This is a genomic window from Tenacibaculum sp. 190130A14a, assembly GCF_964048965.1.
GTDB classification, from domain to species: Bacteria; Bacteroidota; Bacteroidia; order Flavobacteriales; family Flavobacteriaceae; genus Polaribacter; species Polaribacter polynesiense.
In genome coordinates, this window is record NZ_OZ040189.1 from 296829 (window position 1) to 311330 (window position 14502).

Below are 14502 nucleotides of genomic sequence, written 5' to 3' on the forward strand. Positions count from 1 at the left end.
AATTATAGTTTTGTTTCTGTAATTATTCTACAGTTACAGATTTAGCAAGGTTTCTAGGTTGGTCTACATTTTTACCTAGCATTACTGCAATGTGGTATGAAAGTAACTGTAAAGGGATCGTAGTTAACAATGGAGTTAATGCTTCCTCGGTTTCTGGAATTTCAATAGTATGATCAGCAATTTCCTTTACGGTTTGATCACCTTCTGTAACGATGGCTACAATTTTACCACTTCGTGATTTGATTTCCTGAATATTACTTACTACTTTTTCATAATGTCCTTTTCTCGTTGCAATAACAAAAACTGGCATGTTTTCATCAATTAAGGCAATAGGTCCGTGCTTCATCTCTGCAGCAGGATATCCTTCAGCATGAATATAAGAGATTTCCTTAAGTTTTAAGGCTCCTTCTAATGCAACAGGGAAGTTGAATCCTCTACCTAAATATAAACAGTTCTTAGCGTCTTTATAAACTTCAGCTATTTCTTGAACTTGTGAATCAATTTTTAATAATTTCTCAACTTGATTTGGAATCAGCTGCATTGTTTGTAAATATTGTTGGAATGCAGTTTGAGATAATGTACCTCTTTTTTTAGCAAGTTTTAGAGCTATTAAAGACAATACCGTAATTTGAGTGGTGAAGGCTTTAGTAGAAGCTACACCAATTTCAGGACCTGCATGAGTGTACGCACCTGCATGTGTCTCACGAGCAATAGAAGAACCTACTACATTACAAACACCAAAAACAAAAGCTCCTTTAGATTTAGCAAGTTTAATTGCCGCTAAAGTATCCGCTGTTTCTCCAGACTGAGAAATAGCAATTACAACGTCTTTTTCGGTAATAATTGGGTTTCTATATCTAAATTCCGAAGCATATTCAACTTCAACAGGAATTCGAGCCATATCTTCAAAAAGATATTCTCCAACTAAACCAGCATGCCATGAAGTACCACAAGCAACGATAATAATTCTATCTGCGTTTAAGAATTTAGAAATATTATCATCAACACCAGCCATTTTAATAATCCCTTCGTCTGGTAACATTCTACCACGATACGTGTCAATAATGGCTTTAGGTTGTTCGTAGATTTCCTTTAACATGAAGTGGTCGTATCCTCCCTTTTCTATTTGTTCAAGGCTTAATTGAAGCTTTTGAATATTTGCATCAACTAATTTATCGTTGTCTATTTTACGAACTTTTATTCCTTTGTCCTTTTTTATAATAGCTAGTTCACCATCTTCTAAGTAGATAGCATCTTTTGTATATTCTATAAATGGAGAAGCATCAGAAGCAACAAAAAATTCTTTGTTATCGTTCCCAACTCCAATAGCTATTGGGCTTCCTAATCGAGCAACTACTAATTCGTTTGGCTTTGATTTGTCAAATACCGCAATGGCATATGCTCCAATAACTTGTGTTAAAGCAAGCTGAACTGCTTTTCCTAATTTACAACCTTCTGTCTTTTTAACCTCTTCAATTAGGTTTACTAAAACTTCCGTATCGGTATCACTCTGAAATTTATATCCTCGAGAAATAAGTTCTTTTTTAATAGTGTCATAATTTTCAATGATACCATTATGAACGATTACTAAATCACCAGATTCTGAAAAATGAGGGTGAGAGTTAGTATCATTAGGAACTCCGTGTGTTGCCCAACGAGTATGTCCAATACCAATGCGCCCAGCTTTTCGCTCCTCTTCTTTATTCGTAATTACTTCAAGGTCTGAAACCTTTCCTTTTGTTTTAGATAAATGCATTGTTTCGCCGTCATACATCATAACACCTGCACTATCATAACCACGATATTCTAATCGTTTTAATCCATTAATAACAATCGGATAAGCTTCTCTATATCCAATGTAACCAGTTATTCCACACATAACAATAGTTTATTTTTTTTCTGAATATGATATTTTTAAAATTGCCTTTTTAGCACCATTAGCATTGTCACCATCGTATAATGTTACAGCTCTTGGGTTCCAGTTGTAAGATTCTACGTTTGTATTTAATGCATTATTAGTACCAATAGCGTTGTCAGTAGGTGTATTGTATACTTTTAAAACTAAAGGATCATTTGTAAAATTAGTTTCCCCTTTTAATAATTTAGCTATATAATCTGTGATTCTAAAGGTATATTTCTCTGGTAATTTTTCAGTAACTACTAAGTTTCCATTAAAAACAGGTACTTCAAGATAAGCGTCAGACAATTGTGTTGGTTCAACATTCCCATTACTGTTCACAAAGTTTTGATACAAAAACAGTCTTTGTGGTACTAAAGCTGAGTCTCGACTAATTGTTTGATTTACATTGAAAGTTAATGCAGCATCATTAATTAACCAATTGTTAGCTCTTAACTCTGCCAATTTAATGTCGTCTAAAATTTTCACTTCAGCAATACTTCCTGCAGTTCCTTGAACAACAAAACTGTTAGCAGGAGCGGCATTAGTAGCATCACTCATTTTGTACATGCTGTTCGTGATACCTGAAAATTGGTAGCTATGGTTTTTAGCTACAGAGTCAATAACCTCACCAGCTGCATTTTTTACAGTAGTAGTTAATAACAAATCGATAGACGGTTTCAAATTTGTGTTTGCAAGAGTTAATGGTACAGCAGAACCATTATCTCCGTTATCAGTTACTTCAATTATAATCCCCTTTAAGATATTCTCAGTGAAAGCATCTTGAGATTCGAAATCTGAAGTATCATATTTGTCAATAAAATTCGTTTGGAAGAAACTCTTATTTAATGGAATATATTTAAAAGGATTTCCTGTAATGTTAGTTCCGTTTCCTACTTTCAAGGTATCTTTAAAGGTTCTTGGAGTGTCTGCTAAAACGGTTCTATCAAAAATATACATAGTGTCTTTCTCTACGTCTTTAAACGTAAAGGTAGAAACTAGACTTAATTCTGTTCCTTTGTCATACACAGCATCCGATAAAAAGCTGTTCGTTTTTGTAGGATCAGTTGGGTCTAATCTATTTAAGAAAGTGTTACTAGTATAAACTTTAACAGTAAAGCTTTTTTCTTGATCACCTAATAAATTATCAATTGTAAATTGAGGTTTTCCATCTGCATCTTTATCACCACTAGTAGCTTGTAAAGGAATCTTTAAAAGTACTTCTTCTAATACTGGAGCAGAAATAACATCCGTGTCCTCGTAGGTTTTATCCGTAAATTTTCGGTCTGAAGGAATCGCTAATTGAGAAATCAATGAAGCTTCAATTTTTTTAGCGTCTACATTATTGTAAACCCCCATCCAATAGTCTCCTCTTGTACCAAGTTCGATATTGTCAGCCCTTACAGCTTTATAAAAAGGAGCTGCTGTACTTGCATCAATATCAATTGGGGTTATTTCAACTTCTAATTCAATAGATCCTGTGTCAAACTTTGTATTGCTTACAATACTCGTTCCTATATCGTTAAAATCTTTTTCACAAGAAATGATTGTGGTTAATGCTAACGCACAAACACCTATAATACCAAATTTTTTAATCATTTTATTCGCTTAATTCTAATACGTTTTCTTTGTAAAATTCTAAATGAGATTCGGTTAGCATTTCTTCAGAAGGAAACTCAAGAATTTCTACTTCTTTTTCGCTAATAAAGCTTTCTAACTCCTCTGGTAATGATTCACTACCTTTAATTATAGCATCAGAATTTTCAATAGCACTTTTTAATATATTAATGTGATTTGGTGTTTCAAAAACAGAAATCTTATCGTTGTCGATTTGGTCAAAACGAACTTTGTTAGCTAACTCATTGTTTAACTCTCCTTCAAACCCATTGTTATATAATGAGGTAACGATTTTACTTTCAGTAAACAAAGGTTCTTCTTTATAAAATTCTCTTAAGTAAAGAGGTAATAAAGAAGCTAACCATCCATGAACATGAATAATATCTGGTGCCCAGTTTAACTTTTTAACCGTTTCAATTACACCTTTAGCAAAGAAAATCATACGTTCATCGTTATCATCAAATAACTTGTCATCTTCGTCTGTGTAAATAGCTTTACGCTTGAAATACTCATCATTATCAATAAAGTACACCTGCATTCTCTCTTTTGGAATAGAAGCAACTTTAATAATTAAAGGCATATCCATATCATTAATGATAAGGTTCATACCAGATAAACGAATTACTTCGTGAAGCTGATGTCTTCTTTCATTAATAACACCAAAACGTGGCATAAAAATACGGGTTTGAACTCCTTTTGAGTGGGCGTGTCTTGCAACATTAAATGCAGTAGATGATAACTCTGTTTCCGGTAAATATGGAATTACCTCAGAAGAAACATATAATATTCTCTTATCCTTCATTAAATCGAACTCTTTTTGTAAAGATGCAAAATTACGAAATTTTATGCTAAAATCATGTTAAATTGCTAATTTTGCGCGTATACGTAAGATTTGCAGATGAAAATTTTTAAATCAAAATCTGAATTAAAAGATTTTTTATTCACAATTAAAAAGAAAAAAAAGTCTATCGGATTTGTTCCAACCATGGGGGCTTTACATCAAGGGCATTTGTCTCTTGTAAAAAGATCTATAAAGAAAAATGACCTCACCGTAGTTAGTATTTTTGTAAACCCAACCCAGTTTGATAATAAAGAAGACCTAGAAAAGTACCCACAAACATTAGAGAACGATATAAAGTTATTAGAAAGTGTAAATTGTGATGTACTGTTTGCTCCTTCTGTAGAAGAAATTTATGCGTCAAGTATTACTTCTGAAAGTTTCGACTTTGATGGATTGGAACATCAAATGGAAGGAAAATTTAGAGATGGACATTTTGATGGAGTTGGTACTATTGTGAAAACTTTGTTTGAAATTGTTGAACCTACCAATGCTTATTTTGGAAAGAAAGATTTTCAACAATTACAAATTATTAAAAAACTAGTTGAGAAATATCATATTCCAGTTAAAGTTAAAGGAAGACCTATCTTTAGAGAAGAAGACGGTTTAGCTATGAGCTCTAGAAATGTTAGGTTAACAAAAGAACATAGAGGAGCAGCGCCGTTTATTTATAAAGTATTAAAAAAGGCAAGGAAAAAATTTGGCACAAAAAGTGCTATTGAAGTTACGCAATGGGTTGAAAAACAATTCAAAAAGCATCCGCTGTTAGAGTTGGAATATTTTACCATTGCCGATGAAGCTACGTTAACAACTATTGAAGAGAAAAAATCTGATCAAAAATATAGAGCGTTTATCGCTGTTTTTGCTGGAGAGATTCGATTAATAGATAATATGAGTTTAAAAAAGAAATAAATTCATTAGAGTTTCATCAAAAAAATGAATGTAAAACTTTAAAAAGTAGTAATTTTGCCCCTATGTTAGTACAAGTAGTAAAATCTAAAATCCACCGAGTAAAAGTTACAGGTGCTGATTTAAATTATATAGGAAGTATTACCATTGACGAAGATTTAATGGATGCCGCTGGAATAATTGAAGGAGAACGTGTTCAAATAGTTAACAATAACAATGGAGAACGTTTAGAAACTTATGCAATTCCTGGTCCGAGAGGAAGTGGAGAAATCACGTTAAATGGTGCAGCTGCCCGCAGAGTTCAAAAAGGAGATGTGCTAATTTTAATTGTATATGCTTTTATGGAATTGGAAGAGGCAAAGAACTTTAAGCCAAAATTAGTTTTTCCTAACGAAGCAGATAATACCCTTTCATAATTTTGAATTTCAAAAAAGTTTTAAAAATAATATTACCTCTCATTTTGGGAGGTTTTTTGGTATGGTATTCTTTGTCAAAAGTTTCTGTTGAAACATTGATGCAATACTTTAAAAAAGCAAATTATTGGTGGATTGCTTTAGGATTGTTCTTTGGTATTATAAGCCATTTATCTAGGGCATATCGTTGGAAGTTTTTACTAGAACCAATGGGATATAAGCCTGATTTTGGAAATAGTACTATGGCAGTTTTGGTAGCGTATTTAGTAAATTATGCAGTGCCAAGAGCAGGAGAGGTGTCTAGAGCGGCGGTAATGACGAATTATGAAGATATTCCGTTCGAAAAGGGATTCGGAACCATTGTTGCAGAGAGAATAGCAGATTTATTAATGATGCTCATCATTGTAGCAATTACGCTATTTGTGCAGTTTGATTTTATTTATGAACTGCTCACTAAAAATTTCGATCCCGTTAAAATAGGAATTGGTCTTGGAGTTTTAGCGATTGGAGGATTTGTATTTACAAGGTATGTAAAAAAAGCAGATTCAGGAATCGGCTTGAAAATTAAAAACTTTGTTGCTGGATTGATTGAAGGAGCTACAAGTATTTTTAAAATGAAAGATAAATGGGCTTTTATTTTTCATACCGTATTTATTTGGGTAATGTATGTGGTGATGTTTTGGGTTACAATTCAAGCTATTGAAGGGCTTAATGTGCCTCTTGGAGGTGTTTTGATAGGCTTTATTGCAGGAGGGTTTTCTATCGCTGCAACCAATGGAGGAATTGGTTTATACCCTGTTGCTGTGGCAGGAGCCTTTGCTTTATTTGGTATCGCAGAAGAACCAGCAAATGCGTTTGGTTGGATTATGTGGACAGCCCAAACAGCAATGATTATTGTTTTTGGAGGATTATCATTCTTATTCTTACCCATATACAACAAGAATAAATAATTAATTATACATAGATAATAAAAGAGGTATGAGCTAATCATACCTCTTTTATATTTTAGAGAGATCATATTTATTAAAACCTATGTAAGTTTATTTAGTTTAGTTTATCCTATTTTTGTCTTTGTTAAATTGCACCCTGAAAGGGATGATATTCAATTAGATTTGTAAGAATGTTTTGACACAAGAAAGAGTTAGATACTGTTTTATGGGGTGATGAAAGGAGCAGTCAGTAACTTTGTTAAGAGGAGAATCAGGAATAGAAAAGACTGTCGCAACTTAAAATACACCTTGAACGATTGAATGCAAGTAACTCAATTGTTTAATTCGTACAGAGACAAATACTCGGTAAATTTTTTAAGAATATTGAAGAAGTACAGCTAATGTAGTGGTAAATGATTCGAATCGAACTTTATATATAAATTCTATTGTAAGTACCATAATATATATAAAACATAAAGAAAGAGTTTATTTCTTTGATTTTTGGAATTCAAAATATTAGATGAATAGTGAAAAAATGAATTTTATTAGAGACGATAAACGTGTAAATGTTGAAGATTTAGAGAAATTGGAATTATTGATTAGTAACAGTTTGCCAAAAGATTATGTTCAACATATGATTGAGTTTAATGGAGGTTATCTGGCCTCTGGAGGTGTTAAAAATTACTATTACGATAATAAGTGTGTCAGTTTTGGTAGGTTATTTGACCTAGACAAGGTAAAGGATATGTTTAATGTAAAACATGAATTTCTTGTTAATCAAGGAATCTTGTCAATAGGTTCTGTTGTTGGAGGATATATTGGTATGGGCTATTCGCATAACAACTTAGGAGAGGTTTTTGTTTATTACTCTGACGGGAAAACGGAGAAAGTAGCAGAGTCCTTTAGTGAATTTATTGAAGAGTTAACTTTGGAAGAAGACGATTTTTTATAATATAAATAGAGAAATCTCTTTTTAAGTTAAGAGCTCGTTAAATTTTGGCGAGCTTTTTTATAACTAGGCTACATGACTGTTGGAGTCAATATTGTGGTATGCAATATGTTTAATGGGTTGAATAATGTAAGTAATTGTAAACAATGGAATGCCGTTGTGTAAGAGTTGATACAAAAGCAAAATTTGGTTCTACCTATAACTTAGTTAGTGTTGAAAAGCGTTACGATAGATTATCTTTAATTTTTGAAGGGGATGAAACTAGTGAGGAGATAGTCTATTCAATCAATAAAATTGAAAAAGTTAAAAAAGGAGTGTTAGAAGATGGATATACGATGGGGAATCAAGCAGGGTTTATTGGGCATGCATTTGGACCTGATGTAACTGATCGTGAGTTTCCTGAAGGAGGTTATCAAGTTTTTGATTCTTTTACGCTCGATGAAGAAGGAGATACGAAGGAACTTTTTATAATATCAATTGATGAAATTTTAAAGCTTCTTGAAGAATTCAAAGACTTTTTGATAGAAAACGGAAGGTAATTTTAAAAATGCGTATGCATTTTGTTTTTTTTATAAGAATGGTTATGGTTAATGATAAAATAACAACGGTTTATCCAATATAAAAATAAAACTATGAAGTACAATTTTATAAATACAAAAACAAAATTTGGTTCTACCTATAACTTAGTTAGTGTTGAAAAGCCTTACGATAGATTATCTTTAATCTTTGAAGGAGATGAAACGAGTGAGGAGATAGTCTATTCAATCAATGAAATTGAAAAAGTTAAAAAAGGAGTGTTAGAAGATGGATATACGATGAGGAATCAAGCAGGGTTTATTGGGCATGCATTTGGACCTGATGTAACTGATCGTGAGTTTCCTGAAGGAGGTTATCAAGTTTTTGATTCTTTTACGCTCGATGAAGAAGGAGATACGAAGGAACTTTTTATAATATCAATTGATGAAATTTTAAAGCTTCTTGAAGAATTCAAAGACTTTTTGATAGAAAATGGAAGGTAATTTTAAAAATGCGTATGCATTTTGTTTTTAAGGTAACAGCCCATCTTTATGATGAGCTGTATTGTTTAAAAGAAAAGATAAAAGCATATTTAATTTTGAAACTTGTAACTTTGAATCTTTCAAATTCTAAAAATGCCAAAAACCAAAACAACTTTTTTCTGTCAAAACTGTGGTACACAACATGCTCAATGGGTAGGACAATGTAATAATTGTAAACAATGGAATACCGTTGTGGAAGAGGTGATACAAAAAGAAGAAAAAAGGAACTGGAAATCTTCCTCTAATACACAAAAGAAAGTAGCAAAACCGTTACGAGTAGAAGAAATTCAATTAAATCCAGAAGAACGTTTTGGTACCAAAAACCAAGAGTTAGATACTGTTTTAGGAGGTGGTTTGGTGAAAGGTGCGGTAATTTTGTTAGGAGGTGAGCCGGGAATCGGAAAATCTACCTTGTTGTTACAAATAGCATTACAAATACCGCAAAAAGTATTGTATGTTTCTGGAGAAGAAAGCCAATCACAAATTAAAATGCGAGCTGAGCGATTGAATGCAAGTAATTCCAATTGTTTAATTCTTACAGAAACCAATACTCAGCAAATTTTTAAGAATATAGAAGAAGTTCAGCCAGATGTGCTAGTTATTGACTCTATTCAAACCCTACATACAAATTCTATTGAAGCTTCTCCTGGGAGTATTTCTCAAATAAGAGAAACTTCTGCTGAGTTGATAAAATTTGCAAAAGAAACGGCTACTCCTGTATTATTGATTGGACATATCAATAAAGAAGGAAATATTGCGGGGCCAAAGATTTTGGAGCATATGGTTGATGTGGTATTGCAGTTTGAAGGAGATAGAAATCATACCTATCGAATTTTACGTTCTCAGAAAAACCGTTTTGGGTCTACTGCTGAATTAGGAATTTACGAAATGCTTTCTGATGGTTTGAGAGAAGTGTCTAATCCATCAGAAATATTAATTTCTAAAAAAGATGCAGATTTAAGTGGTACTGCAATAGCTTCAACTTTAGAAGGGATTCGTCCATTAATGATAGAAATTCAGGCATTGGTGTCTACGGCAGTATATGGAACTCCGCAACGTACTACCACAGGCTATAACTTAAAACGCTTGCATATGATTTTAGCTGTATTAGAAAAAAGAGCAGGTTTTAAATTAGGAGCAAAAGATGTATTTTTAAATATTACAGGAGGGATTCAGGTAGATGATCCTGCTATAGATTTAGCAGTAGTAGCAGCTATTTTATCATCAAATCAAGATGTAGCAATTAATCCAGATGTATGTTTTGCTGCAGAAGTCGGTTTAGCAGGAGAAATAAGACCCGTTTCTAAAATAGACCAACGAATTTTGGAAGCTGAAAAGTTAGGTTACAAAACTTTTGTTACTTCTAAATACAATAAAATAACAAGCAAAAACCATTCTATCAGGCTAGTTTTAGTGAGTAAAATAGAGGAGGCTTTTGCCACGTTGTTTGCTTAGTTGTTTCGGTATTTTTATTATAAACGTCTCAAAGAAAAATGACCAGAGAACGTTTTTCCATTTCCGAGATCTAGGTTGAACCAGTACTCATTTGAAGGCATTTCTGCTCCATTATAAAAACCATACCATTTTTGTTTGTTTGCCGTTAATTTTTCTAAAATTTTACCATAACGATCAAATATAAGAACGCTTGCATTAGGAAAGTTGTTTAAGCCTTTTATTTCCCAGAAATCATTAATACCATCATTATTGGGAGTAAAGAACCTAGGGTAGTCAATTATCGTTACTTCTTTAGAGTCTTCTCCACATCCGTTTTTATCTCGAACATAAACTGTGTAAGTTTCATTTTTTAGATTTTCAAAAACATTATCATCCTGAAAATCTTGCCCGTTTATAGAGTATTCAAATACACCATCGCCAGTAACGATAATTTCTAAAGTATTATTGTCAGATAAATCAGTGACTTCGATATTGGAGATTTTTGGTAGTTCGGAACGAGTTAAATTAAAACTGGTGTAGTTTTTACATTCAATCCCGTTTTCGGTTTTGGTAAATTCTAAAACATAATTACCTTCCTTTATCAGAGTAGCATTACTTGATTTAGAAATAATACTGCCGTCTTCATGTGTCCAAAGATAACTGCTCATAGAGGTATCAACTTCTAATGTTAGAGACTTCTGTAAACCACAAATAACGTATTCTTTTTGTAATTCAATTGTTGGTGTTTGATTAACTAATAGGTGGAAACTTGTTTCAGAGAAGCAAGAAGGATTTAAAATATTTTCAACTTTTACATTAATTAACTGATCATAGGCAACAGTATTTTGAAAATTTAAAGGAAAAGAATTTGGTAAGATGTTTCCTTGATCATCAAAATATGTAATCTTTAAATTCGGTTGACTGCCGATAATTTCTGTTTCTAAACTAGGAATGCTAAAATTAGCAAATCCATTACCTTCATCACAAGCATAAATATTATTGGGTTTATTAATACTAGGTTGAGTACTTGTGATTAATTGTATTGTTGTTTCTGAAAAACATCCAGTAGAGGAATTTGTTACTCTGACTTTGATAATTTCATTAAAAGGAGTTGTATTGGTATAGGGGTTTGGTAATGGATAGGGTAATAAGTTGTCATTTTGATCATAAAAAGTAACTGTCATTCCAGATTGCCCCCCTAGAACTTGGTCTATAATTGTAGAGGTGTCGAAAGAGTTAGAAATTCCATCGTTATTATCATCACAACCAATTAAGTCATCTAAGCTGTTTGCTATTGGAAGCGGGGTTACTTTTAGGTTTACTGATTGTTCAGAATAACAATTGGTAATAGAGTTTATTAATCTTACATAAATCAAATCTTGATTAGGAACAATATTTGTGTAATTAGAATAAGAAGAGTGGTTAATTAGATGGTAATTACTATCGTAAAATTCTAAGCGTTCATCAGAAGTTGTATCAATTTTTATAGATGTTAAATCAAAATTGGAATACCCGTTGCCAATATCACAAGAAATAATGTCTTCTATGGGGTTTAGTTCTGGTAGGGGTTGGACCAGTAGTTGAAATGTTGTTGTTGTAAAACATTGAGGGTTGTTAGTAAAGAAAACATGAGCCGTTATTTGTTGTGAATTTTCAGTTGTATTAGTCATTGGGTTTGGCAATGGACTTGATAATAGTGCCCCATTTTCGTCATAGTATTCAATAGAAACATCAGGTTGATTTCCTGTGATTTGATTTTGAACATCAGAAGTGTCAAAATTAGACGAAATTCCAGACTTAAAAGAGTCTTCACAAGCATGTAAATCGGGTTGATTATTTATGGTTGGCGGAGAAGTTATTATTACTTCAGTGGAAATAACTTCTGTTTCTGTTCCACAAGTTACAGTTGCTGTAACGTTAAAAACACCTTCTTTTGAAAAAACATGATTGGGCTTCTCGAGTGTTGATGTGTTGTCAGCTCCACTCGTTGGATCATCAAAATTCCATAAAACAGAATCAAAATCTCCATTAATCACGAATTCCGTTGCTTCTGAATAACAGGTGTTGTTATGTGATATAGAACCATTTAAGTCGGTTTTATCTAAAAGGTATTTGTAAAAAAGAACATCCCTAGCATTATTCCCACTATTATTAACAATAGTATTGTCATTAACTGTTATTGATTTGCTTGTGTATGAAGAGGTTAGGTATATGGTTTTGCCTATGGCCAATAAGGGACCGGCAAGATCGTAATAATCAGGATAGCTGTTTTCACCTTCCGATTTAAGTACTAACTCAGAGGTAAAATTCGTTAAGTCTACTTTAAATAATATTAAGTCTATATTATATACGTCTGGAATAGGTTGTGTAGTGGTTAGGGTTTGCCCTCCAATAGTTATCTCCTTCTTAAAGCTTGATAATACAAACAAATCAGTACCCTCATGAGTTATAAAGGCTTTTTTTTCAACATCTCCAATACCATTTCCTATCAAGCCATAATAACCGCAATTGTCAATAATTTTATATTGATTTAGCTCACCAGTTTCTTTTGATACTTCCATTAAAACACTTCCCTGGTAACATTCGTTATCGATAGTGTTATCTATGGATAATGCATTAGTGTAAAAACTTGACGAACCCCAATACATGCTCCAGATATATAATTTCTGATTTGTTTCATTGTAATATATTGTTTGGGGTTCAAAAGCTCTGTTAGATGGGTTGTTTGATAACTCTTGAGTCCACAATAGATTAAGATTTGAATCAAGTTTTATAAGAGATGAGGTATGTTTATTAGCAGCAGAGTCTAGAATTTCTCCCGTAAAATAGATATTACCTAATTCGTCAATTTCAGAATCATTAAATGTTTCGTTTGAAGTATCACCATAGTGTTTTGCCTCTATTAAACTACCTGAAAGATTAAATTTAGCTGTAAAATATTGACTTCCTACTCCACTGGGTATGTCTATACCTATATGAGTATCAATGTATTGGTCTAGTTGGCCAACTACATAAACATGATCATTCCAATAATGCACTTTTCTTTTTAAATAGTACTCGTCACTTATTTTCTTTACCCATTCAATGTCACCATTAGAATTTAATTTTATTAAGCTATTTCCTCGTTCTATAGTAAAACCATCTACAATGATAGGACTTGAAGAATTGCTAATTGTAGTATAGATGTTATAGTTATTGTCTATGGTTGTACTAAATAATCTCGCAGAAGGAAAATTTCTTTCCCAAATTAGATTACAGTTAAAATCATATTTATGTATAGCCGCTTTCCAACCTTGTTCTAGGTCCATAGTTAATATGATTCCATCTTTTGTCTTATCAAGATCTTTAATATAATCTTCAACATGTCCTCCTATAGATTTCCCACAATCAAAACATTGAGAATATGAAAAAGTAGTATAGATCAATACTAATATAAAAAGAGATTTCGTTTTCATAGAGGGGAGATTTAAATAGCAAGTGCAAATATATGTTTTTTAGCTATTACAATTTAGGGATACCGAGAATATAATACCCTTGCTTTTTCCCTTTTGAGTTTTTGGCGTGATCAATTGTCCAAGTATAAGAATTGTTTTTTAGGTTTTTCAATAGGTAGTTTTTAATGTCACTAAAGGTGTACATTCTAACCAAAGAAGCTTGTCCATCCCAGGCATAAATAAAAGGAATTATAGGGATTAGATAGGTAAAAATGATTTGCTTTATGGTTACCCCTTTTGTGAAAGGAGTCATAAATAGTACCATAAGTATCATGATTGCCATAGAAATTGGTAAAAGCAACCACCAAAGTAACGTAGGAATATTATTTTCTCCCATTTCATAAATTAAAATAGGTTGTTTGTTTTCTTGAGCAGTTTGTAAGATTTTTTGAGCGTTTTTTGGTGGCATATGATGAAAGCTATTCATCATGGTTTTTAATCCTTCTGGTGCATTTTTAAAATCAGTAGCATTTAAAGATTCTTGTTGATAGTGTATATACTCTTTGTTTGCATTATTAATGCGATTTATTACTGCAATATTCGGATATAAGTCAGTGAGTAATAAGTTTACGGTAGTTGCTGAAGTTTTATTGATTCTTTCAATAACATCTAGCATAACGCCTCCAGATCCAGATCCGAGATCAACTATTTGAGTAAAATTGTATTGCTCTTTTGCACTTAAAATAAGGGAGGTTACTACATCTTTGGTTTTAAGGAGTTTTAATAGTAAAGCAAGTAAATTTGTAATACTACTTCTAATAAAAGAAGGCAACCAATGAAAGTCTTCAAACTCAAAAAGTTGTATCCGTTTCATAAAAGATGCTTTTTTGATTTTAAAGATACAGAAAAACCCTTACTATTTATAAGGGTTTTAATAGATACTTGTTTGAAGTAAGTATGAATATTTTTAAAAAAGGAAGATGTATCGAGAATAGATCGGTTGTTTGAAAAATTTAGTTCTCGA

General features: G+C 32.3%; 12 protein-coding genes. 7 read left to right on the forward strand and 5 right to left on the reverse strand.

Annotated elements, in window-relative coordinates:
• Positions 1-22: 22 nt before the first annotated feature.
• Genes glmS through ABNT22_RS01395 form a run of 3 tightly spaced genes read right to left on the reverse strand, consistent with a single transcriptional unit; the run spans position 23 to position 4316 of the window.
• Positions 23-1879, reverse strand: a complete 1857-nt coding sequence (gene glmS, locus ABNT22_RS01385; protein WP_348715694.1) for a glutamine--fructose-6-phosphate transaminase (isomerizing) — start codon at positions 1877-1879, stop codon at positions 23-25.
• 9 nt (positions 1880-1888) lie between these two features.
• Complete coding sequence (locus tag ABNT22_RS01390; RefSeq protein ID WP_348715696.1) at positions 1889-3496, reverse strand: DUF4270 family protein; 1608 nt, start codon at positions 3494-3496, stop codon at positions 1889-1891.
• Position 3497: 1 nt separating this feature from the next.
• Positions 3498-4316 (reverse strand): glycogen/starch synthase, encoded by an 819-nt coding sequence (locus tag ABNT22_RS01395; protein ID WP_348715697.1) that lies wholly within the window; start codon positions 4314-4316, stop codon positions 3498-3500.
• Positions 4317-4412: 96 nt separating this feature from the next.
• Between ABNT22_RS01395 and panC the strand changes: the two genes are divergently transcribed.
• The 7 genes from panC to radA all read left to right on the forward strand — a co-directional run bounded on the left by panC (position 4413) and on the right by radA (position 10065).
• A complete protein-coding gene (gene panC, locus ABNT22_RS01400; RefSeq protein WP_348715698.1) occupies positions 4413-5264 on the forward strand; it encodes a pantoate--beta-alanine ligase in 852 nt (283 codons plus the stop codon).
• Between the two features lie 62 nt (positions 5265-5326).
• Positions 5327-5677, forward strand: a complete 351-nt coding sequence (gene panD / locus ABNT22_RS01405) for an aspartate 1-decarboxylase (RefSeq protein WP_348715700.1) — start codon at positions 5327-5329, stop codon at positions 5675-5677.
• A gap of 2 nt (positions 5678-5679) precedes the next feature.
• On the forward strand, positions 5680-6624 hold the full coding sequence (locus tag ABNT22_RS01410; RefSeq protein WP_348715701.1) for a lysylphosphatidylglycerol synthase transmembrane domain-containing protein: 945 nt from the start codon (positions 5680-5682) through the stop codon (positions 6622-6624).
• A gap of 514 nt (positions 6625-7138) precedes the next feature.
• Complete coding sequence (locus ABNT22_RS01415) at positions 7139-7555, forward strand: SMI1/KNR4 family protein (protein ID WP_348715703.1); 417 nt, start codon at positions 7139-7141, stop codon at positions 7553-7555.
• Between the two features lie 143 nt (positions 7556-7698).
• Positions 7699-8091, forward strand: a complete 393-nt coding sequence (locus ABNT22_RS01420) for a hypothetical protein (protein WP_348715705.1) — start codon at positions 7699-7701, stop codon at positions 8089-8091.
• A 93-nt stretch (positions 8092-8184) separates the two neighbouring features.
• Positions 8185-8571 (forward strand): hypothetical protein, encoded by a 387-nt coding sequence (locus tag ABNT22_RS01425; RefSeq protein ID WP_348715707.1) that lies wholly within the window; start codon positions 8185-8187, stop codon positions 8569-8571.
• A 132-nt stretch (positions 8572-8703) separates the two neighbouring features.
• A complete protein-coding gene (gene radA / locus ABNT22_RS01430; protein WP_348715709.1) occupies positions 8704-10065 on the forward strand; it encodes a DNA repair protein RadA in 1362 nt (453 codons plus the stop codon).
• Positions 10066-10082: 17 nt separating this feature from the next.
• Here radA and ABNT22_RS01435 read toward each other — a convergent pair whose 3' ends face one another.
• Together ABNT22_RS01435 and ABNT22_RS01440 are read right to left on the reverse strand one after the other, a co-directional pair.
• On the reverse strand, positions 10083-13499 hold the full coding sequence (locus ABNT22_RS01435) for a T9SS type B sorting domain-containing protein (RefSeq protein WP_348715711.1): 3417 nt from the start codon (positions 13497-13499) through the stop codon (positions 10083-10085).
• Between the two features lie 46 nt (positions 13500-13545).
• Positions 13546-14352, reverse strand: a complete 807-nt coding sequence (locus ABNT22_RS01440; RefSeq protein WP_348715713.1) for a class I SAM-dependent methyltransferase — start codon at positions 14350-14352, stop codon at positions 13546-13548.
• Between the last annotated feature and the right edge of the window lie 150 nt (positions 14353-14502).